The following is a 20,652-nucleotide window of genomic DNA, read 5'->3' as shown; positions in this document are numbered from 1 at the left end:
TTTTATCTATCTGCACACGCCCCCGGCGCCGACCATGGAATACAGTCCGCCGCCCCTGTTCAAGCAAGGCCCTTCGGCACTTGCGCGGCTCATTTTGTTCGTCGCGCTGTCGCTCGTCCTCTTGATCTCTGACGCCCGCTTCAAGACTCTGGAAGTCGTGCGCGGCGTACTCGGGGCAGGCCTTTACCCGCTGCAGCGCGCGGCCCTCGTGCCGCGTGACTTCTTCGTCGGCGCCGCCGACCTCGCCGTCACGAGCGCTACGCTGCGCTCGGACAACACACAGCTTCACGCGCGCAACCTCCAGCTCTCGCAGCAGGCCAACCAGGCCGCAATACTCGCCGCCGAGAACGCGCACCTGCGTGCCCTCTTGCAGCTGTCGCAGCACTTTGGCGCTCAGGCGACCCCCGCCGAGATCCAGTACGACACGCGCGATCCGTTTACGCAGAAGGTCGTGATCGGACGCGGCTCGCAGCAGGACATCCAGAACGGCGCGCCCGTCGTGAGTGAGGACGGCGTGATCGGCCAGGTCACGCGCGTGTTCCCGTTGCAGTCGGAAGTCACGCTGCTGACGGACAAAGATCAGGCGGTGCCGGTCGAAATCGTGCGCACGGGCCTGCGCAGCGTGATCTACGGCACGCCGCAAGGCGCACTGCTCGACCTGCGTTTCGTGCCGATCAGCGCCGATGTGCAGGTCGGCGACGAACTCGTGACGAGCGGCCTCGACGGCGTGTATCCGCAAGGGTTGCCGGTCGCGAAGGTGCTGCGCGTGGACAAACAGGCCGACACGGCATTTGCGCGTGTCGTCTGTGCGCCGGTCGCCACCGTGCGCGGCGCGCGTCAGGTGCTGGTGCTGCATTACGTGTCGCAAGTGCCGCCGCGTCCCGCGGAACTCGAACCGGTCAGCCCCGACGCGAAAAAGAAGGCGGACGCGAAGAAAGCCGCGGAGAGCAAGGCGCAGGCGGCAGCGGCCGCACAGGCGAGCGGTACGGCAGCGGCCAAACCCGGCGCGACCGCAGGCACAGGCGCGGGGGCGAACACGGCTCCAAGCCCCACCACCACCGCCAACGCACCGCAGAATCCGTCAGCAACCGCGCCCCAACCGGCAGCGAAGCCTGACCGCACTGCCGTTGCCAAGCCAGCGGCCAATCCGGCGCCCCGGCCCGCGCAGCAACGCGCGGCGCACGCCACCACGCGGGAGAATCCGTGATGGCGCGTCCGCAATACATCCTTCAGCCGGTCAACCCGTATTTCATCGCGTTCAGCCTCGCCACCGCGTTTTTGCTGAACCTGCTGCCGTGGGGCAAGCTGCCCGGCGTCCCCGATTTCGTCGCGCTCGTTCTGCTGTTCTGGAACATCCACCAGCCGCGCAAGGTCGGCATGGGCATCGCGTTCTCCCTCGGCCTCCTGATGGACGTCCATAACGCGAGCCTGCTCGGCGAGCACGCGCTCGCGTACACGCTGCTGTCGTATGGCGCGATCACGATCCACCGTCGCGTGCTGTGGATGTCGCTCGGGGTGCAAGCGTTCGCCGTGATGCCGGTACTGGTGGGCACACAGCTCGTGCCGTTCGTGACCCGCCTGCTGATGGGCGCGTCGTTTCCCGGCTGGGACTACCTCGTGAGCGGCTTCGTCGCCGCCGTGCTGTGGCCCATTGCGAGCGTCGTGCTCCTCCTGCCGCAGCGCCGCCCCGTCGATCCCGACGATACACGGCCCATCTGAGCGGCGCGCGCCGCAAAGAGCCGAGGGACGCAGGAAGAAGCGTTTGACTAGACCTTACGAAAACCGGCCCGTGGCGTGTTGGAGGCAAATTCGCACCCCAATGCGCCCACAAGCCGGACTCATTGCATGACCGAATTCAAGGACACCCAGCAACAGATCTCGAAGTTCCGCGTGCGCGTCGCCGCGGCGGGGCTGTTCGTGTTCGTCTGTTTCGGGCTGATCGGGTTGCGCTTTATCTGGCTGCAGGTCTGGAACCACAGCAAGTATTCGCTGCAGGCCGATGAAAACCGCATCTCGGTTGCGCCGATCGTGCCCAATCGCGGCATCATCACCGACCGCAACGGCGTCGTCCTCGCGAAGAACTACTCGGCCTACACGCTCGAAATCACGCCGTCGAAGCTGACCGATACGCTCGACAACACGATCGACCAGATCTCGACGGTCATCCCGATCGATCAGCGCGACCGGCGCCGCTTCAAGAAGCTGCTAGAAGACTCGAAGAACTTCGAGAGCCTGCCGATCCGCACCCGCCTCACCGACGACGAAGTCGCACACTTCACCGCCCAGCGCTACCGCTTCCCCGGCGTGGAAGTGCGCGCCCGCCTGTTCCGCCAGTACCCGCTCGGCACGACGGCCGCGCACGTAATCGGTTATATCGGCAGGATCTCGCAGCGCGACCAGGAACGTATCGACGACGCAAGCGACGAGAACAACAGCGATCAGGAGCACTACGATCCGCGTCGGGACGCGAACAACTACAACGGCACCGACTACATCGGCAAGATCGGCGTCGAGCAGAGCTATGAAACCGAACTGCACGGCCTGACCGGTTTCGAGGAAGTCGAAGTCACAGCGGGCGGCCGCCCCGTGCGCACGATGTCGCGCACCCAGGCAACGCCGGGCAACAACCTGCGGCTGTCAATCGACATCGGCCTGCAGGAGGTCGCCGAGAAGGCGTTCGCCGGACGGCGCGGCGCACTCGTGGCGATCGAGCCCTCGACGGGCGACATTCTCGCGTTCGTCTCCGCGCCGAGCTTCGACCCGAACACGTTCGTCGACGGCATCGACCAGCAGACGTGGGACGAACTCAACAACTCGTCCGATCACCCGCTGCTCAACCGTCCGCTGCACGGCACGTATCCGCCGGGCTCGACCTACAAGCCGTTCATGGCGCTCGCCGCGCTCACACTGCACAAGCGCACGCCGCAATGGGGCTTCCAGGATCCGGGCTACTACATGTTCGGCGGCCACCGCTTCAACAACGACGTGCGCTCCGGCCAGGGCTGGATCGACATGAACCGCGCGATCATGGTGTCCAACGACACCTACTTCTTCATGCTCGCGCACGATCTCGGCGTCGACAACATCGCGAACTTCATGAAGCCGCTCGGCTTCGGCCAGATTACCGGCATCGACATCGCGGGCGAGGCGCGCGGCATCCTGCCGTCGACGGAATGGAAGCGCAAGGCCTACCGCAAACCCGAAGCGCAGCGCTGGTACGAGGGTGAGACGATCAGCCTCGGCATCGGCCAGGGCTACAACTCGTTCACGATCCTGCAGCTCGCGCACGCCACCGCGACGCTCGCCAACAACGGTGTGCTCATGAAGCCGCACCTCGTGAAGGACGTCGAGAATCCGCTCACCCACGACGTGCGCCTCACCGTGCCGAGCCAGAACGGACGCCTCGACGTTTCGCAGAGCGACATCGACGTCGTGAAGCGCGGCATGGAAGGCGTGACGATGAACCCGTCCGGCACCGCGTACCAGGTGTTCGCCAACGCCCAATATACGTCGGCGGGCAAGACCGGCACGGCGCAGGTGTTCTCGCTGCAGGGCGCGAAATATCAGGCGCATGCGCTCGCGGAGCATCTGCGCGACCACGCGCTCTTCATCGCGTTCGCGCCCGCCGAGCAGCCGAAGATCGCGCTCGCGCTGGTCGTCGAGAACGGTGGCTGGGGTGCCCAGGCCGCTGGCCCGATTGCGCGCCGCGTGCTCGATTACTACCTCCTCGACCGGCAAAAACCGGGTGCCCTGCAGGCCGAAGTGGCCACGGCGGCGTCCGACGCACAGGATGCGTCCGCGCCGGTGATCGGCGCCGCCGTGCAGGATGCCGGGGCCGATACCCAGCCGGTGAGAGTCGCCGCTGGATTCAAGGCGCTGCCGATACCGGGCGCGGCATCGGCAGCGGCGGCTGCTTCGGCGGCGGCAGCGTCTGGTGCAGCCGGTGGCGGCGCGGGCGCAGTAGCGCCCGCCAGCGCCGCTTCGGGCGCGACAGGCGCAACTGGCGCGACAAGCGCGGCGGGCGCTTCGGCAACCGCTGCCACACGCGCCACAGGTACGACCGCCCCCAACGCCACGAACCCGCGTGCCGCAGCCGCGCCGGCTGACGGCGCCGTGCGCCGCATGCCGGTCTCGCCCGACGCACAGCGCGTCGCCGATACCGTGAACGGCGGCACGTCACTGTCCGCCGACACCTCCGCGAGCGGCGTAGACGCCGCGTCGGCGGCACGCCGCAACGGACCGCGCCGCCCGCGCCATCCGGCGAACACGCCGGACGCTGCGCTCGCGCCATCGCGCAACGACGCCGCAGCGCCGAAGGCCGCCACCGGCGGCATCGACATGGGACCGGAGTAAGCGCTAAAGCGCTAACTCCGGACGACAAAGGAATCCGTCATGCCCTTCTTCCAGTTCGACAAGATCGACAAGCGCGCGGTGCTCGACACGATCCGCAAGCTCTTCATCGGCTTCGACCGGCCGCTCGCGCTCGTCGTGTTCCTGCTGCTGTGCGTGGGCATCGTGACGCTGTACAGCGCGAGCCTCGACATGCCGGGCCGCGTCGAAGACCAGGTGCGCAACATCATGCTGACGTTCGTGCTGATGTGGGCACTCGCAAATGTGCCGCCCACAACGCTGATGCGCTTCGCCGTGCCGATGTACACGTTCGGGATCGCGCTGCTAGTTGCGGTCGCGATGTTCGGACTCACGCGCAAGGGCGCAAAACGCTGGATCAATGTGGGCGTCGTGATCCAGCCGTCGGAAATTCTCAAGATCGCCACGCCGCTCATGCTCGCGTGGTACTACCAGCGCCGCGAGGGCGTGATGCGCTGGTACGACTTTCTCGTCGGCTTCATCATCCTGCTCGTGCCGGTCGGTCTGATCGCCAAGCAGCCCGACCTCGGCACGGCCGTGCTCGTGTTCGCGTCGGGCTTCTTCGTGATCTATTTCGCGGGGCTTTCGTTCCGGCTGATCGTGCCGGTGCTGATCGCGGGTGTGATCGCGGTCGCGTCGATTGCGGCGTTCCAGGACAAGATCTGCCAGCCGCAGGTGAACTGGCCGCTCATGCACGACTATCAGAAGCACCGCATCTGCACGCTGCTCGACCCGACCTCCGACCCGCTCGGCAAGGGCTTCCACACGATTCAGGCCGTGATCGCCATCGGCTCGGGCGGGCCGCTTGGCAAGGGCTGGCTCAAGGGCACGCAGTCGCACCTCGAATTCATCCCCGAAAAGCACACCGACTTCATTTTCGCGGTGTTCTCCGAGGAATTCGGCATGCTGGGCGGGATCGTGCTGCTCACGCTTTATATGTGCCTGATCGCGCGCGGACTCTTTATCGCCGCGAACGGCGCAACGCTGTTCGGGCGATTACTGGCCGGATCGTTGACGATGGCCTTCTTCACCTACGCATTCGTGAACATCGGGATGGTGAGCGGCATCCTGCCCGTGGTGGGCGTGCCGCTGCCGTTCATGAGTTATGGCGGAACCGCGCTCACGACGCTCGGTATCGCGATCGGACTCATCATGAGCGTTGGCCGCCACAGGCGGCTCATGCAGAGCTAGTCTGCGCCCGAGCGCGGCGCGGCGCCGCTTGCCTGCGGTGCCTACTGCGTCGCGCCTGGCGTCGACTTCTGCAACTGCTCGCTCAACTGCTGGTACTTGAGCAGCGCCACCCGGTCGCCCTGCGCCGCCGCCGCCGCGTAGTACGCGCGTGCGACGTTGATGTTCCTCGGTACGCCATCGCCGCCGTGCTCGTAGAACGAGCCGGTCACGTATTGCGCCGTCATGTCGCCGCCTTCGGCAGCCTTCTTGTACCAGTAGAACGCCTGCTTGTTGTCACGCGTCGTGCCGCGTCCGTCGAGGAACTGGTTCGCGAGCGCCAGCTGTGCCTGCACGTGGCCCTGTTTCGCCGCCTTCAGGAACCACTGGTGCGCCGCTGCCGGATCACGCTCGACGAAGTCGCCATCGTCGTACATCTTCCCGTAGACGTACTGCGCGTGCGACATGTTTGCGTCGGCGGCCTTGCGCAGCCACTTGCGGCCTTCGCCGACGTCCGTCGCCCCGCCCTCGCCGTTGAGCAGCATCATCGCGTAGTCGAATTCCGCGAGACGGTTGCCGCGCGCGGCCGCCGCGTGGAACTCCTTGCGCGCGGCGTCCAGGTTGCTTGCGTTGTAGTCGGCTACGGCGGTGGCCGTCGCGGGGTCCGTTTCTGCACTCACACCCTTCGCGGCGGACGCCCCGGCCGCGAAGCATGCCGCCGCTGCGGTGGCGGCGAAAAATCCGGCGGCCGCTCGTGCGAACGCGCCTTTGCTGCACTTCATGATCTCGCCTCCTGCAAGGCCTGACGCGTCGCGCGCACGAGCCAGATCACGTCGGCGGCGAGCGCGATGAAGCTGAAACCCATCTCACGATACTGCTTCGCCTGCACAGCATCCATCGCGAAGATGCCTGCGGCCACGCCCGCGCCACGCGCCGCCGCGACGATGCGCAGCATCGCCGCAGTGACGTCGGGGTGTTTCGAATCGCCCAGATGGCCGAGGCTCGCAGCGAGGTCGGCGGGGCCGACAAAGAGACAATCGACGCCCGGCGTCGCCGCAATCTGCTCGACCTCTTCGAGCGCCGACGCCGATTCAATCTGCACGATGACCGCGATCTGTGCGTTCGCGCCGTGCAGGTAGTCGCGCCGCATGCCGTAGCCGGCCGCGCGCACGACGCCAGCCACACCGCGCCGCCCGTCGGGCGTGCGTTCGCCCGGATACTGCGTGAGGCTCACGGCGCACGCCGCTTCTTTGGCCGAGCCAATGTTCGGAAACATCACCGTGCGCGCGCCCGCATCGAGCACGCGCTTGACGAGCCACGGCTCGGTCGTCGGCAGGCGCACGACGGGTTCGGTCGGTAAATGGGCGGCTGCGATAGCGCGCAGCTGGGCGACCGTGTCGGCGCTGTCGTTCGGCGCATGCTCCATGTCGATCAGGAGCCAGTCAAAACCGGCGTGCGCGAGCGCCTCGGCGGCGGTCTCGCTGCCCATCGACAGCCACAGGCCGTAGAGCGGCTCCGCTTCTTTCAGGCGCTCTTTCAGGGGATTGGTGAAAGTGCTCATCGCCGCGCTCCCGGCGAGTCTGCGAGCCGCACGCGTCATGCCCGGGCCGTGTGGCCCGGCGGCGCCGCAACCTGCATGTCTCGCATCGTTTGAGTTTTGTGTCCGCGCACGAGGGTGCGCGGCCTTGCTCGAGCGATCATACCGCGACAACGCGTATCGTCATCGGGCGGAAAACCCGGGGCGCTAGAGCGCGTACGCGAGCGCCTGCAACAGCAGGCGGGAAAGGCAATGGCCGGAGCGCGAGGATGCGCGAGGGTCAGTCGCGGATGACTTCGGCCCAGCAGTTCGGCGTCTCGGAGAGGCGCACTTTATGGAGCCGCAGATTCACACCGTAGTGGGCATCGTAGACGTTCGCGAGAATCTCGAACACGATGGCTGCAAGATTCTCGACGGTCGGAATACGGTCGATCACGACGGTCTTGTGGCCCGGCAGCGTTTCGAGGAAACCGCGCACCTGCGTGTCGCCCTCGTAGACGAGAAACGCGTGATCCCACAGGTCGATGAGGTGCTGGTTCGCGAGCGACTTCACGTCGGCGAAGTCCATCACCATGCCGCGGTCGGGCGCGCCTTCGGTCTCGATGAGATCGCCTTGCAGCGTGATCTCGAGCACGTAGCGATGCCCGTGCAGGTTACGGCACTGGCTGCGGTGGTCGGGGATGCGGTGGCCCGCATCGAATTCGAGTTTTCGGGTGATCGTCAGCACGGTGCTTCCGCTTCAGGGGATGTTCAGGTATTTGTGAGTCTGCATCGAAAGGCGCCATTGCGGATGCCGCTTGCACCAGTCGATGGCGAGTTTCGTGTTCAGGTCGCGCGACGGGCCATCCATCGGCTGGACGAGGAAATACTCGAAGTCCAGTTTCGCGTAGTCGGCGAGGCGCTGGTTGTCCTGCGGCACCACGACCTTCAGTTCGTTGCCTTTTGTAACGACGAGCGGCGCGTCGGCCTTCGGGCTCACGCAGACCCAATCGATCGACTCCAGCACCGGTAACGAACCGTTCGTTTCGATGGCGATCTCGAAGCCGGCGGCGTGCAGCGCGTCGACGAACGGCGCGTCGATCTGCAGCATCGGCTCGCCGCCCGTGCACACCACGAAGCGGTTGCCTTCGCCCTCGGGCCACAGCGACGCGATCTTCGCGACCAGTTCGTCGGCGCTGCGGTACTTGCCGCCGTTCTCGCCGTCGGTGCCGACGAAATCGGTGTCGCAGAAGCGGCACGCGGCTTCGGCCCGGTCCTCTTCGCGGCCGGACCACAGATTGCAGCCGGCGAACCGGCAAAAGACGGCCGGACGCCCGGCGTTCGCGCCTTCGCCCTGCAATGTGTAGAAAATCTCTTTTACTGCGTAAGTCATTGTGCTGCCTGATCCTGGATCGGGTTGAGTCGCGTGCCGGGAGCGCTCTGCAACCGGTGTCGCCGGTGTCGCCGCGCGCGTGCGTGCCGGATTTCATTCCAGCGCATTGTGCCCGACGCCGCCGCACGCGATGCGGCGCTATACAGCGTGCCTTGAGTTCGTGCCACGCCACGGAGCCGAGCCTGTGCGAAAAGCCAGAGCGTTCCGCCCAAAACCACGCTCGCGCCCGAGCCTGGCACACGCCTCGGCCCGAACCCGGTCAGGCCCTCAGACCGGCGCTTCGGTGACCTTCTCGCCCGCGAGATACGCTTCGTAGCCGCGCTTGCGGAGCTTGCAGGCCGGGCACTCGCCGCAGCCGAAGCCCCACGGATGCAGTTCGGCGCGCTCGCCGACGTAGCACGTGTGCGTTTCGACGCGCACCAGTTCGACGAGTTCTTCGCCGCCCAGTTGCCGCGCGAGGCGCCACGTATCGGCCTTGTCGAGCCACATGAGCGGCGTTTCCAGCACGAAGCGGCTATCCATGCCGAGGTTCAGCGCGACCTGGAGGGCCTTCATGGTGTCGTCCCGGCAGTCGGGGTAGCCCGAAAAATCGGTCTCGCACATCCCGCCGACGAGCACCTTGAGCCCCCGCCGGTACGCGATCGCAGCGGCGATCGTCATGAACATCAGGTTGCGGCCCGGCACGAACGTGTTCGGCAAGCCGGTCGCGGCGGTCTCGATCTCGATCTCGCGCGTCATGGCCGTATCGCTGATCGAGCCGAGCACCGAAAGGTCGATCATGTGATCGTCGCCGAGGCGCTTGCCCCATTCGGGAAACGCGCGCGCGATGGCCGTACGGTAGCCCTCACGGCACTCCAGTTCGACGCGATGGCGCTGGCCGTAGTCGAAGCCCAGCGTCTCGACGGTATCGTAACGATCGAGCGCCCATGCGAGGCATGTGGCCGAGTCCTGGCCGCCGGAAAACAGCACGAGTGCGCTGTTTTTAGCGTCTGTTCGAGTCACCGTGAAACTCCCTGTGTGTGATTCCCGCACAGCGCCGCACGTGCCGGAGCAGCGCCGCAGAGAAACGAAAAAGCCCCAGGAATCGCGCGATTATCCTGGGGCTGCAATTCTCGCCAATTGTAGCAGTTGCGTCACAAACCCGCCCGAAGACCGGGCGGGCGACCTCGTGAGTTCGCGCGTCGGACTCGCTCACCTGCCCCCAATAAGAAATGGTTATCCCTGTTCCGCGGATTGATTTGCCGTTGTGCCGTGCAGTGATAGCTGCGAAAGCTCGACCCCAATTGCGCCCTGAAAAACAGAAAACATCACGACGGCCATCGTCTTCTTTAAACGAAAACATGATTGCGATCTTGATCGTATTTAATCAGGTGGACTTTCATTTTCGAAGAATGACAAAAACGTGTGCTTTTAATGAAGGCACTTCCGGGCTGACGATCGTTGCCGCGATGAAGTTGCAATGATCGACTGTCAATGCAGTGCATCGGCTCCGTGCCATTCGCGCTAATCGCTGCGCTCGCTCGCGAACGCCCGATTGATATTCGATCCGTATCAATGACACAGCGCGCCGATATCGCGCGCCATTGCCACGCACAACTCACACGTTTCCGGTTTGCAGGATGATATTCGCAGCAATGCTTGCGCGTGGCTTCGCGGTATTGGACCAAAGTCGTATTGCCAAAATTCGTGTCACCTATAGATTAAACAAGTCCTGGCGCGGCATCGGTTTGCGCCTCGGCAAAGCCGCACAGTTCGCGAGGCACAAAAGCAAAAATCTTACCGGTTGGTGCGCAGCGCGAAATCTGCGACGGGCCGGCTCGTATGGGAGACTCCCCATGTCCGATTCCACGTCTACGCCCCGTCCCGCTGCGACGCCCGATAGCGCTGCCACGCCCGCTTCCAGCAAGCTGCGGCTCGGTGCGCTCACTGCCCTCGTTGTCGGGTCGATGGTGGGTGGCGGCATCTTTTCCCTTCCGCAGAATATGGCGGTCAGCGCAGACGCCGGTGCAGTGCTGATCGGCTGGTTGATCACCGCAGTCGGCATGCTCATGCTCGCATTCGTATTCCAGTCGCTAGCGCTGCGCAAGCCCGAACTCGACGGCGGGGTGTATGCCTTCGCAAAAGCCGGTTTCGGCGACTTTATGGGCTTCGGTTCGGCGTGGGGCTACTGGATCAGTGCCTGGTTAGGCAACGTTGGCTACTTCGTTCTCCTCTTCAGCACGCTCGGCTACTTCTTTCCGATCTTTGGCGAAGGCAACACGCTCGTTGCCGTGATCTGCGCCTCGGTGCTGCTCTGGTTGCTGCATTTTCTCGTGCTGCGAGGCATCAAGGAAGCCGCGATCGTCAACCAGATCACCACGGTGGCCAAACTCATTCCGCTGTGCCTCTTCATCATCATCTGCGCGTTTGCGTTCAACAGCGGCACCTTCAACTCCGACTTCTGGGGCCAAATGAATCCCAAGCTCGGCAGCGTGTCGAACCAGGTTCGCAACATGATGCTCGTGACGGTGTGGGTGTTCATCGGCATTGAAGGCGCGAGCATCTTTTCCGCGCGCGCGGAAAAGCGCAGCGATGTCGGCAAGGCGACGGTCATCGGCTTCGTGGGCGTGCTCCTGCTGCTCGTGCTCGTGAACGTGCTCTCGCTCGGCGTGCTCACGCAACCCAAACTGGCCGAACTGCAAAATCCTTCGATGGCGGGTGTTCTCGAACATGTGGTCGGCCACTGGGGCGCGATCCTCATTAGCGTCGGGCTCGTCATATCGCTGTGCGGCGCGCTGCTTTCCTGGGTGCTGCTTTGCGCCGAAATCATTTTCTCGGCCGCGCGCGATCACACCATGCCGAGCTTCCTGCGCAAAGAGAATGCGAAGCACGTGCCGGCCAACGCGCTCTGGCTCACGAACGCCATGGTCCAGCTCTTTCTCATCATCACGCTGTTCTCCAAGGGCACGTATCTCTCGCTCATCTATCTCGCGACCTCGATGATCCTGCTGCCCTATTTCTGGTCGGCGGCCTACGCGTTGTTGCTGACGCTGCGCGGCGAGACCTACGAGGTGGACAGCGGCCCGCGCACCAAGGACATGATCATCTCGCTCATCGCCGTGATCTACGCGATCTGGCTCATCTACGCGGGCGGGCTCAAATACGTGCTGCTCTCGGCGCTGCTCTACGCGCCCGGTGTGATCCTGTTCGCACGCGCGAAACGCGAGATCGGCAAACCCGTCTTCACGACCGTGGAGATTTTCGTGTTCGCCGCGGTACTGATTGGCGCGCTCATCGCGGCTTTCGGCCTCTACAAGGGCTTTCTCACCCTCTGATTCGAGGAGTTTCCTATGAGTACGGACACTGTCGCCTTTGGCGTCAACTCCGAGGCGGGCAAGCTGCGCAAGGTTATGGTCTGCTCCCCCGGGCTCGCGCATCAACGCCTCACGCCAAGCAACTGCGACGAACTGCTATTCGACGACGTCATCTGGGTGAGCCAGGCCAAGCGCGACCACTTCGACTTCGTGACGAAGATGCGGGACCGCGGCATTGAAGTGCTCGAAATGCACAACCTTCTGACCGAAACGGTACAAAACCCCGATGCGCTGAAATTCATTCTCGACCGGAAGATTCGCCCCGAGACGGTGGGCGTTTCGCTTGCCGGCGAGGTACGCAGCTGGCTGGAAGGGATCGAGCCGCGCCGGCTCGCGGAGTTTCTGATTGGCGGTGTCGTCGCCGAAGATATTCCGGAAACCGATCAAAGCAAGATCCTCAAGGAGTTCCGCCGCTACCTCGGCTACTCTAGCTTTGTGCTGGCCCCGCTGCCCAATACGGTCTTCACGCGCGACACGACCTGCTGGATTTACAAGGGCGTATCGCTCAACCCGATGTACTGGCCGGCACGCCGCCAGGAAACGCTGCTCACTACGGCCATCTACCGGTATCACCCGGAATTCGCCGGCAAGGACTTCGAGGTCTGGTACGGCGACCCCGACGAGGACCATGGCGCGGCCACGCTCGAAGGCGGCGATGTCATGCCGATCGGCAATGGCGTCGTGCTCATCGGCATGGGTGAGCGTTCGAGCCGCCAGGCAATCGGGCGGCTTGCACAAAACATCTTCGCCAAAGGCGGCGCCAAGCGCATCGTCGTGGCGGGCCTGCCCAAGTCGCGCGCAGCCATGCACCTCGACACGGTGTTCAGCTTCTGCGACCGCGACCTCGTGACGATCTTCCCCGAAGTGGTCGGCGAGATCATTCCGTTCTCGATTCGCCCCGACGACAAGAGTCCATCGAAGCTCGATCTGCGCCGCGAGGAAAAGCCCTTCGTGGAAGTCGTAGGCGAAGCGATGGGCCTCAAGGAACTGCGCATTGTCGAAACCGGCGGCAACGCGTTCGCGGCCGAGCGTGAGCAGTGGGACGACGGCAACAACGTGGTGTGCCTCGAACCCGGCGTAGTGATCGGCTACGACCGCAACACCTACACGAATACTCTGCTGCGCAAGGCCGGCGTGGAAGTCATCACGATCACGGCGAGCGAGCTGGGCCGCGGGCGCGGCGGCGGTCACTGCATGACATGCCCGATCGTGCGCGACGCCGTGGATTTGTGAACGTTGTGTCCCGGCCAAACGTGATGGCCTGAATACCTGCATTCCAACTGCATTCGCAATGGAGAACCGAAATGGCTTTCAACCTGCGCAACCGCAGCCTGCTCAGCCTGATGCACCACAGCACCCGGGAGTTGAGATATCTGCTCGACCTCTCGCGCGATCTCAAGCGCGCCAAGTACACAGGAACCGAGCAGCAGCACCTCAAGGGCGTGAACATTGCACTGATCTTCGAAAAGACGTCCACGCGCACGCGCTGCGCGTTCGAGGTCGCCGCTTATGACCAGGGCGCGAACGTCACCTATATCGACCCGACCTCTTCGCAGATCGGCCACAAGGAGAGCATGAAGGACACGGCACGTGTGCTCGGGCGCATGTACGACGCAATCGAATATCGCGGCTTCAAGCAGGAGATCGTCGAGGAACTGGCGAAATTCGCCGGTGTACCGGTGTTCAATGGCCTGACCGACGAATACCACCCGACACAGATGCTCGCCGACGTACTCACCATGCGCGAGCATTCCGATAAGCCGCTCACGTCGATCAGTTACGCGTACCTCGGCGACGCGCGCAACAACATGGGGAATTCGCTGCTGCTCATTGGCGCGAAGCTAGGCATGGACGTTCGCATTTCGGCGCCGAAATCGCTGTGGCCACACGAGGAACTCGTGACTCAGTGCAAGCAGTTCGCTGAAGAAAGCGGCGCGCGCATGCTGCTGACCGAAGACCCGAAGGCTGCCGTCAAGGGCGTGGATTTCGTCCATACCGATGTGTGGGTATCGATGGGCGAGCCGATGGAAGCCTGGGGCGAGCGCATCAAGGTGCTTCTTCCCTACCAGGTGAACATGGCGATAATGAAGGCGAGCGGCAATCCGCAAACGCGTTTCATGCACTGCCTACCCGCCTTCCACAACAGCGAAACCGTTATCGGCAAGCAGATCGCCGACAAGTATCCGGAGCTGAAGGGCGGCGTCGAGGTCACGGAGGAAGTGTTCGAATCGCCGCTCAACCTCGCTTTCGAGCAGGCGGAAAACCGCATGCACACGATCAAGGCAATCCTCGTCTCGACGCTTGCCGACCTGTGAACCGCACGGCTTGACGGGGCGCGCGCCGGCCGCCGGGTGCCATACCCGGCTGGCCTGCGCGAGCGCCTCGCTCTTACGACATTCACAACCTGGGAGTGCAACATGCGAATCGTGATTGCGCTTGGCGGCAACGCGCTGCTGCGTCGCGGCGAGCCGATGACGGCGGAAAACCAGCGCGAAAACGTGCGTCTCGCGGCCACGCAGATCGCACAGATCGCGGACGGCAACGAACTCGTGATCGCGCACGGTAACGGACCACAAGTCGGTCTCCTCGCACTGCAGGGCGAGGCCTACAAGGAAGTGCCGGGCTACCCGCTCGACGTGCTCGGCGCGCAGACCGAAGGCATGATTGGCTACATGATCGAGCAGGAACTCGGAAACCTGCTGCCTTATGAGGTGCCCTTCGCGACCATCCTCACGCAGGTCGAAGTGGATGCCAAAGATCCGGCCTTTCAGCATCCGACCAAGCCGATCGGCCCCGTCTACACGAAAGAGCAGGCCGAGAAGCTGGCCGCCGAACGCGGCTGGGTCATCGCCCCCGATGGCGACAAATTCCGCCGCGTGGTGGCGAGTCCGCGGCCGAAGCACATCTTCGAAATCCGCCCGGTGAAGTGGCTGCTGGAACGCGGCACGATCGTGATCTGCGCGGGTGGCGGCGGCATTCCCACGCTATATGGCGAGGGCCACAAGCTGGGCGGCGTGGAAGCGGTGATCGACAAGGATCTGTGCTCGGCGCTGCTCGCGCAGGAACTGGACGCCGACCTCCTCATCATCGCAACCGACGTGAACGCAGCCTATCTCGACTGGAGCAAGCCGACGCAAAAGGCGATCGCGAGCGCGCATCCAGACGAACTGGAGAAGCTGGGATTTGCGGCCGGTTCGATGGGGCCGAAAGTGATGGCGGCTTCGGAGTTCGCGCGCATTACGGGCAAAGATGCGGTGATCGGCGCGCTGTCCGATATCGTGGCGATTACCCAAGGCAAGGCGGGCACACGCGTAAGCACCGGGAATCCCGGGGTGGTTTTCTATTGAGCAGACTCGCGCGGACTACATATCGAGGCGAGGGCGCAAACCGCGCGACACTGTCCGCAGGGCGTCGGCATCAACCTGCGCAGTACGGGTAGCCAGGAAATCGGGTATCGCGATCAGGGTTTCGCAGAGGCACCTAGCCGATCCTGTGCGACCGACGCGTTCGCTCGCGCCTGCGCCGCCGCTTCCTCGCTGATCTCCGGCAATGCGGCGAGGCGCTGCCAATAGTCGATCGCCGCCGTGTAGTCGCGCCGGTCGAACGCGGCCGAGCCGGCCAGTGCCAGCGCCTTCGGATTGTCAAGGTCGGCCGTGAGCGCCGCCTCGATGCTCGCGCGTGCCGCGCCGTTCAGATCGCCGCCAGCGGCCGTCGCTTCGATATCGGCAAGATCGGCCAGCCACTGCGCCTGATCCGGCACCAGCGCCAGTGCGCGTCGATACGCGGTGATGGCATCGTCATAGCGCGCGAGCACAGCGTACGAACGTCCGAGCAGCACCCAGCCGTCCGCATCGCCGGGCTCGCGCGCGAGACGCACGGCGAGCCGCGTGACCATGATTTCGGGCGTGCTTTCGAGCATCGCGTGATCGTCGGCGAGACCGATTCCGTCACCCGCTAGCAGCGGAATCGCGATTGGATTGCCGAGCTGCAGATACAGACCCATCGCAGCGGCAGGCAGAACGGCCAGCACCAACGCGGCGATGCCCGCGCGCCGGAATGTGCCTCGCCCACTGCTCTCGACGGCGTCGACGCCGGCTGGCTGCAACCGCGTGTCGTCGACCAGTTGCCGTTCGAGTTCCAGCCGCGCGTCGGTGCGATGTTCCTTCGCGAGCAGGCCAGCAGATACATCCCGTTCGACTTCCGCGAGATTCGCGCGAAAAACCGCCACCGCCAGCGTGCGCGCGGTGCCGGATGCGTGCGCCGTCGGCGTGCGGCGCAGCAGCGGCGTTAGCACACAGAGCAGGGCGACGACCGTCATCGCAGCGGCGATCATGAAGAACGCGATCATCGGGCGGGGCCCTCGTCGGTATCGGCAAGCAGCACGTGCATCTGCTCGCGCTCCTGCTCATCGAGCGTGCGCGCGCGGACGTGCCGACGACGCCGGATGCCCGCGAACAGCGCGAGCGCGGCGGCCACGAGCGCGATGAACGGACCAAACCACAGCAACCAGGTCACCGGCTTCAGCGGCGGCTGATACAGCACGAAATCGCCGTAGCGACGCACCATGTACGCGCGAATGTCGTCGTCGGTCGCACCGGCGCGAACCTGCTCGCGGATCCGCTCGCGCAGGTCGGCCGCAAGATCGGCGTTCGAATCGGCCAGGGTCTGGTTCTGGCAAACGAGGCAGCGCAAGGTGCTCGCGATTGCGCGCACGCGCGCGTCCTCGTTGGCGCCGCTAGCGAACTGCGCGCGCGCAACCGGACAGATCGCACAGGCGAGCAGCAGCATCAACATGGCGACGAATCGCTTCGGCATCCTCATCATGACGGATCCTGTTGCAGCGTTTGAACGAGCGGCAGAATCGTGCTGTCGACCAATGCGTTCGTCAGTGGCCCCGCATGCCGATATCGGATCACGCCCGCGCGATCGACCACGAACGTCTCAGGCACACCGTACACGCCGAAGTCGATGCCGGTCTGTCCGTCGCGGTCGACGAGCGACGCCGTGTACGGGTTGCCCGCGTCGGCGAGCCATTGGCGCGCGTTGGCGGGATCGTCCTTGTAGTCGAGGCCGTAGACCGGCACGACGTGGCGCCCCGCGAGTTGCTCCAGCGTGCGATGTTCGTCGCGGCACGAGTCGCACCACGACGCCCATACGTTCAGTATCCACACCTGTCCGCGCAGCGCGCCTGCGGACAGCCGCTCGTCGGTCGCGCCGGAATCGGCGAGGCGCGGCAAATCGAAGTCCGGCGCGCGCTGCCCGATCAGCGCAGACGGCAGTTCTCGCGGATCGTGCCGCAACCCGGCCGCGAGCAGCGCGACCAGCACGCCGAAGCCGACGAGCACGAGCAGGTAGCGCATGGGGCCGTGTTTCATTGGCTGGCCTCGCTCGCGGAAGCGGGCGGCACGCCGACGATGTGCGGCGAGGCGGTGGAGGCAGCAGAGTCGACCGGGGCAAGGGAAGCACCCGCCGCACTCGACGGATCGAGCACACGTGCCACCTCACGTCGCCCACGTGATGGCGCCAGCCGGTAGCGCCGGTCGCTCGCGGCCAGCACGCCGCCGAGCGCCATCAACACACAGCCAGCCCAGATCCAGCGCACAAACGGCTTGATCTGGATGCGCAGCGTCCATCCGCCATCGGGCGTCGACTGATCCAGCGCCACATAGAGATCGCGCAGCACGCCGTGGTCGATTGCCGCTTCGGTCATCGGCGTGTCCTGCGCGTTGAACAAATGCTTCTCCGGATGCAGCGTTGCCACCGGCGCGTCGTCTTTCGTCACCGTGATGGCCGCGCGCGTGCCCTGCCAGTTCGGTCCGCTCACTTTGTCCGTGCCGTCGAACCGAAAGCGGTACGCGCCGAGCGAGACGCTGTCGCCACGATGCATCAGCAGATCGCGCTCCGCTTCGAATCCATTCACGAGTGTTACGCCGACGATGAACACGCCCACACCGCAATGCGCGAGCCACATCCCATACGTGGCGCGTGGAATGCGGGCACAGCGCGCGAGCAGCGGGCCCGACTGTCCGCCGACGCGTTCGCGAACACCGACCGCGACGGTCGCGACGCTCCAGGCGGCGAGCAGGATGCCGAGTCCGATCAGAGGACGCCAGCTGCCGAGCAACAGCGGCAAAACCACCGCGGTCGCGCAACTGACCAGCGCGGCCCAGCGCAAGCGCACGGCCAGATCGGGAACGCGTGCGCTTTTCCAGCGCGCGAGCGGACCGATGCCCATCAGGAAAACAGCGGGCGCCATGAGCGGGACGAATACGCTGTCGAAGTAAGGCGGCCCGACCGAAACGCGATCGAGGCGCAGCACTTCGAGTGCCATCGGATACAGCGTGCCGAGCAGCACCGAACCGGCGGCCACGATGAGCAGCACGTTATTCGACAGAAGCAGCGCCTCGCGGGACACGGGCTCGAACCCGGGCCCTGGTGGAATGTGCGGCGCGCGCCACGCGTACAGCAGCAGCACACCGCCGACAAGCAGTGCAAGGAAACCGAGAATGAACACGCCGCGCGCCGGATCGGCGGCGAACGCGTGAACGGACGTCACGACGCCAGAGCGCACGAGGAACGTGCCGAGCAGACAGAGCGCGAACGTGCAGATCGCGAGCAGCACGGTCCAGCGCCTGAAGCCGCCGCGCTTTTCCGTGACGGCGAGCGAATGGATCAGCGCCGTCCCGGCAAGCCACGGCATGAACGATGCGTTCTCGACCGGGTCCCAGAACCACCATCCGCCCCAGCCGAGTTCGTAGTACGCCCAGCCGCTGCCGAGCATGATGCCGAGCGTCAGAAACACCCATGCCGCCGCCGTCCACGGACGCGACCAGCGCGCCCACGCCGAGTCGAGCCGCCCCGAGAGCAGCGCGGCAATTGCGAACGCAAACGCCACCGAGAAACCGACATAGCCCATGTACAGAATCGGCGGATGCGAGACCATGCCGGGGTCCTGCAGCAGCGGATTGAGCCCGCGTCCGTCGAGCATCGGCGGCAGGAGCCGCACGAACGGGTTCGACGTGAACAGCATGAATAGCAGAAAGCCGGACGCGATCCAGCTCATCACCGCCAGCACGCGCGCGACGATCTCGACCGGCAGTTGCCGTCCGAAGCAGGTCACCGCGACCATCCACAGCGTGAGCCAGAGCATCCACAGCAACAGCGATCCTTCGTGGCCGCCCCAAACGGCGGTGAAGCGATAGATTGCAGGCAGCGTCGAACGGGAATTTTCGGCGACGTACAGCACCGAAAAATCGTTATGCACGAACGCCCACGCGAGGCAACCGAAAGCAAGCGCGACGAAACCGAACTGCGCACGCGCGACGGGCCAAGCGAGTCGCATCCATGCGTCGATGCCGTAGTGCGCGCCGAAAAGCGGCACGACGCTGCTGACGAGCGCGAGCAGTAGCGCGAGTATCAAAGCGAAATGACCGATCTCGGGGATCACGATCCGCTCCCCGTGGCGACGCTCGGATAAAGCGTCGTGTGCGGCGCGGCGGCTACGCCGTGCGCGTTCAGGTTGTGCAGATCGGGAGGCGTGTATTTCTCGTCGTGTTTTGCGAGCACCTGGTCCGCGTGGAACTGGCCATCCGCGCCGAGCGTGCCTTGCGCGACCACACCGCTGCCCTCGCGAAACAGGTCCGGCAGCAGGCCGCGATAGACGACGCCAATCTGTCTCACGTTGTCCGTGACCACGAAATGGACGGTCAGGCCATCCGCGTCACGACGCAACGAGCCGCGCTCGACCATGCCGCCGAGCCGGAACGCTCGCGTTGTATCGCTGATCCGCGCGTCGATCTGGCTGGGGCTCACAAAGAAGACGACGTTCGCGCGAAAGGCGTTCAACACGAATGCACACGCGAGCGCGATGGCAACGAGTCCGCCCCCGATCCAGCCCGCGCGGCGCCAGCGTGTGTTCATGAGCGCGGCTCGTCGGCGTTGGTGCGGGTGTCCGCGTGTGCGCGCGCGGCAGGGTTCGCGGCGGGGTCCGCGTTGCCATCGCGTCCAGCCGCCCACGCGTCGAGTGCCAGCACCACGAACGTGAACGCGAGCGCCGCGCTCAGGTACGGCGTATGCGCGAGCATCTGCACGACATCGGCGAGTCGGCTCATGCTGCCTGCTCCTCCAGTCTGGTCTGCCACGGCGCCGCGCGTTCGCGCGCGCGGATGATCGCGCGCACGCGCATGAGCGTCGACGCGATCGCATACGCCCAGAAGCCGAACGTCATCACGACGATGCCCGCGAGCATCGACGCCGTCATCGCGACGCCGCTGCCGAAGCCGAGCGACGGCCCCTGATGCAGCGTGTACCACCACTGCACGGAGAAGTAGATGATCGGGATGTTGACCACACCGACCAGCGCGAGCACGGCGCACGCGCGATCGGCGCGGCGCGCGTCGTCGATGGCCGCGTGCAGCGCGATGAAGCCGAGGTACAGGAACAGCAGGATCAGCTCCGAGGTCAGCCGGGCGTCCCAGACCCACCATGCGCCCCACGCCGGCTTGCCCCACAGGGCGCCGGTGACGAGCGCGATCAGCGTGAACACCGCGCCGCACGGCGCGAGCGCCTGCGCCATCATCGCGGACAGGCGCGTGTTGAAGATCAGCCCGAGCGCGCAGTAACCAGCCATCACGACGTAGACGAACATCGACATCCACGCCGCCGGCACATGGACGAACATGATCCGGTAGATGTCGCCCTGCAGCGCATCGGTCGGCGCGATCGCGAGGCCGATCGCGAGGCCGCTGGCGATGAGGATCAGCGCGGCGACGCCGAATGCGGGCGCGAGCCGCGCGGCAAGCGGCGCGAACGTGTGCGGCGAGGCATAGCGGAACCAGTGGGGACGAGTCATCGCG

Annotated in this window: 20 protein-coding genes; 8 read left to right on the top strand and 12 right to left on the bottom strand. The window is 65.0% G+C overall.

Translation table 11 applies throughout. From position 1 onward, the window contains the following. Positions 1–34 precede the first annotated feature (34 nt). The 4 genes from mreC to rodA all read left to right on the top strand — a co-directional run bounded on the left by mreC (position 35) and on the right by rodA (position 5,559). Positions 35–1,207, top strand: coding sequence for a rod shape-determining protein MreC (gene mreC, locus L0U80_RS00345; protein WP_233861709.1), 1,173 nt, complete (start codon positions 35–37; stop codon positions 1,205–1,207). Beyond that, positions 1,207–1,719 (top strand): rod shape-determining protein MreD, encoded by a 513-nt coding sequence (gene mreD, locus L0U80_RS00340; RefSeq protein WP_233861707.1) that lies wholly within the window; start codon positions 1,207–1,209, stop codon positions 1,717–1,719. Before mreC ends, mreD begins: the two co-directional genes overlap by 1 nt. Before the next feature lie 126 nt (positions 1,720–1,845). After that, entirely contained in the window at positions 1,846–4,353 is a 2,508-nt protein-coding gene (gene mrdA, locus L0U80_RS00335; RefSeq protein ID WP_233861705.1) for a penicillin-binding protein 2, read from the top strand. A 39-nt stretch (positions 4,354–4,392) separates the two neighbouring features. After that, entirely contained in the window at positions 4,393–5,559 is a 1,167-nt protein-coding gene (gene rodA / locus L0U80_RS00330) for a rod shape-determining protein RodA (protein ID WP_233861703.1), read from the top strand. Positions 5,560–5,600: 41 nt separating this feature from the next. On the opposite strand, the gene L0U80_RS00325 is transcribed toward rodA, so the two are convergent. From L0U80_RS00325 to queC, 5 genes are all read right to left on the bottom strand, one after another. After that, on the bottom strand, positions 5,601–6,317 hold the full coding sequence (locus L0U80_RS00325) for a tetratricopeptide repeat protein (RefSeq protein WP_233861701.1): 717 nt from the start codon (positions 6,315–6,317) through the stop codon (positions 5,601–5,603). Next, positions 6,314–7,096 carry an HpcH/HpaI aldolase family protein gene (locus L0U80_RS00320; protein ID WP_233861699.1) on the bottom strand — a complete coding sequence of 261 codons (783 nt, stop codon included), beginning with the start codon at positions 7,094–7,096 and terminating at the stop codon, positions 6,314–6,316. The genes L0U80_RS00325 and L0U80_RS00320 overlap by 4 nt, the downstream gene beginning before the upstream one ends. Before the next feature lie 256 nt (positions 7,097–7,352). Continuing rightward, entirely contained in the window at positions 7,353–7,796 is a 444-nt protein-coding gene (queD, locus tag L0U80_RS00315; RefSeq protein ID WP_233865548.1) for a 6-carboxytetrahydropterin synthase QueD, read from the bottom strand. 15 nt (positions 7,797–7,811) lie between these two features. Further along, positions 7,812–8,444: a 7-carboxy-7-deazaguanine synthase gene (gene queE / locus L0U80_RS00310; RefSeq protein WP_233861697.1), complete on the bottom strand. Its 633-nt coding sequence runs from the start codon at positions 8,442–8,444 to the stop codon at positions 7,812–7,814. Between the two features lie 267 nt (positions 8,445–8,711). Beyond that, entirely contained in the window at positions 8,712–9,446 is a 735-nt protein-coding gene (gene queC / locus L0U80_RS00305; RefSeq protein ID WP_233861695.1) for a 7-cyano-7-deazaguanine synthase QueC, read from the bottom strand. 833 nt (positions 9,447–10,279) lie between these two features. On the opposite strand from queC, the gene arcD reads away from it, so the two are divergent. The 4 genes from arcD (at position 10,280) to arcC (ending at position 15,144) form a co-directional block, all read left to right on the top strand. Then, positions 10,280–11,758: an arginine-ornithine antiporter gene (gene arcD / locus L0U80_RS00300; protein ID WP_267954656.1), complete on the top strand. Its 1,479-nt coding sequence runs from the start codon at positions 10,280–10,282 to the stop codon at positions 11,756–11,758. Positions 11,759–11,773: 15 nt separating this feature from the next. Further along, positions 11,774–13,030 carry an arginine deiminase gene (gene arcA / locus L0U80_RS00295; protein WP_233861693.1) on the top strand — a complete coding sequence of 419 codons (1,257 nt, stop codon included), beginning with the start codon at positions 11,774–11,776 and terminating at the stop codon, positions 13,028–13,030. Positions 13,031–13,101: 71 nt separating this feature from the next. Next, a complete protein-coding gene (locus L0U80_RS00290; RefSeq protein WP_233861691.1) occupies positions 13,102–14,112 on the top strand; it encodes an ornithine carbamoyltransferase in 1,011 nt (336 codons plus the stop codon). A gap of 102 nt (positions 14,113–14,214) precedes the next feature. Continuing rightward, positions 14,215–15,144, top strand: coding sequence for a carbamate kinase (gene arcC / locus L0U80_RS00285; protein ID WP_233861689.1), 930 nt, complete (start codon positions 14,215–14,217; stop codon positions 15,142–15,144). Positions 15,145–15,257: 113 nt separating this feature from the next. Here arcC and ccmI read toward each other — a convergent pair whose 3' ends face one another. From ccmI to ccmC, 7 genes are read right to left on the bottom strand one after another with little or no spacing between them, the layout of a single operon-like run. Further along, on the bottom strand, positions 15,258–16,145 hold the full coding sequence (gene ccmI, locus L0U80_RS00280) for a c-type cytochrome biogenesis protein CcmI (RefSeq protein ID WP_233861687.1): 888 nt from the start codon (positions 16,143–16,145) through the stop codon (positions 15,258–15,260). Then, positions 16,142–16,585, bottom strand: a complete 444-nt coding sequence (locus L0U80_RS00275; protein ID WP_308444834.1) for a cytochrome c-type biogenesis protein — start codon at positions 16,583–16,585, stop codon at positions 16,142–16,144. Before L0U80_RS00275 ends, ccmI begins: the two co-directional genes overlap by 4 nt. Positions 16,586–16,617: 32 nt before the next feature. Continuing rightward, the gene (locus tag L0U80_RS00270; RefSeq protein ID WP_233861685.1) at positions 16,618–17,172 is read right to left on the bottom strand and encodes a DsbE family thiol:disulfide interchange protein; all 555 of its coding nucleotides are present in this window, start codon (positions 17,170–17,172) and stop codon (positions 16,618–16,620) included. Beyond that, positions 17,169–19,244 (bottom strand): heme lyase CcmF/NrfE family subunit, encoded by a 2,076-nt coding sequence (locus L0U80_RS00265; RefSeq protein WP_233861683.1) that lies wholly within the window; start codon positions 19,242–19,244, stop codon positions 17,169–17,171. Before L0U80_RS00265 ends, L0U80_RS00270 begins: the two co-directional genes overlap by 4 nt. Further along, positions 19,241–19,717, bottom strand: coding sequence for a cytochrome c maturation protein CcmE (gene ccmE, locus L0U80_RS00260; protein ID WP_233861681.1), 477 nt, complete (start codon positions 19,715–19,717; stop codon positions 19,241–19,243). Before ccmE ends, L0U80_RS00265 begins: the two co-directional genes overlap by 4 nt. Next, positions 19,714–19,908: a hypothetical protein gene (locus L0U80_RS00255; RefSeq protein WP_233861679.1), complete on the bottom strand. Its 195-nt coding sequence runs from the start codon at positions 19,906–19,908 to the stop codon at positions 19,714–19,716. Before L0U80_RS00255 ends, ccmE begins: the two co-directional genes overlap by 4 nt. Further along, complete coding sequence (ccmC, locus tag L0U80_RS00250; RefSeq protein ID WP_233861677.1) at positions 19,905–20,648, bottom strand: heme ABC transporter permease CcmC; 744 nt, start codon at positions 20,646–20,648, stop codon at positions 19,905–19,907. The genes L0U80_RS00255 and ccmC overlap by 4 nt, the downstream gene beginning before the upstream one ends. Positions 20,649–20,652: the final 4 nt, after the last annotated feature.

This window comes from Paraburkholderia adhaesiva (genome assembly GCF_021390575.1).
GTDB lineage: Bacteria > Pseudomonadota > Gammaproteobacteria > Burkholderiales > Burkholderiaceae > Paraburkholderia > Paraburkholderia adhaesiva.
This window is presented reverse-complemented; position numbering and strand designations above follow the sequence as displayed.

Excerpts from the sequence above, each read along its gene's own strand:
- L0U80_RS00255 (WP_233861679.1), bottom strand. The coding sequence starts at position 19,908 with ATGAGCCGACTCGCCGATGTCGTGCAGATGCTCGCGCATACGCCGTAC.
- mreD (WP_233861707.1), top strand. The coding sequence starts at position 1,207 with ATGGCGCGTCCGCAATACATCCTTCAGCCGGTCAACCCGTATTTCATC.
- ccmE (WP_233861681.1), bottom strand. The coding sequence starts at position 19,717 with ATGAACACACGCTGGCGCCGCGCGGGCTGGATCGGGGGCGGACTCGTT.
- L0U80_RS00270 (WP_233861685.1), bottom strand. The coding sequence starts at position 17,172 with ATGAAACACGGCCCCATGCGCTACCTGCTCGTGCTCGTCGGCTTCGGC.
- L0U80_RS00275 (WP_308444834.1), bottom strand. The coding sequence starts at position 16,585 with ATGCTGCTGCTCGCCTGTGCGATCTGTCCGGTTGCGCGCGCGCAGTTC.
- rodA (WP_233861703.1), top strand. The coding sequence starts at position 4,393 with ATGCCCTTCTTCCAGTTCGACAAGATCGACAAGCGCGCGGTGCTCGAC.
- arcD (WP_267954656.1), top strand. The coding sequence starts at position 10,280 with ATGTCCGATTCCACGTCTACGCCCCGTCCCGCTGCGACGCCCGATAGC.
- ccmC (WP_233861677.1), bottom strand. The coding sequence starts at position 20,648 with ATGACTCGTCCCCACTGGTTCCGCTATGCCTCGCCGCACACGTTCGCG.
- ccmI (WP_233861687.1), bottom strand. The coding sequence starts at position 16,145 with ATGATCGCGTTCTTCATGATCGCCGCTGCGATGACGGTCGTCGCCCTG.
- mrdA (WP_233861705.1), top strand. The coding sequence starts at position 1,846 with ATGACCGAATTCAAGGACACCCAGCAACAGATCTCGAAGTTCCGCGTG.
- mreC (WP_233861709.1), top strand. The coding sequence starts at position 35 with ATGGAATACAGTCCGCCGCCCCTGTTCAAGCAAGGCCCTTCGGCACTT.
- L0U80_RS00320 (WP_233861699.1), bottom strand. The coding sequence starts at position 7,096 with ATGAGCACTTTCACCAATCCCCTGAAAGAGCGCCTGAAAGAAGCGGAG.
- L0U80_RS00290 (WP_233861691.1), top strand. The coding sequence starts at position 13,102 with ATGGCTTTCAACCTGCGCAACCGCAGCCTGCTCAGCCTGATGCACCAC.
- queE (WP_233861697.1), bottom strand. The coding sequence starts at position 8,444 with ATGACTTACGCAGTAAAAGAGATTTTCTACACATTGCAGGGCGAAGGC.
- arcA (WP_233861693.1), top strand. The coding sequence starts at position 11,774 with ATGAGTACGGACACTGTCGCCTTTGGCGTCAACTCCGAGGCGGGCAAG.
- arcC (WP_233861689.1), top strand. The coding sequence starts at position 14,215 with ATGCGAATCGTGATTGCGCTTGGCGGCAACGCGCTGCTGCGTCGCGGC.
- L0U80_RS00325 (WP_233861701.1), bottom strand. The coding sequence starts at position 6,317 with ATGAAGTGCAGCAAAGGCGCGTTCGCACGAGCGGCCGCCGGATTTTTC.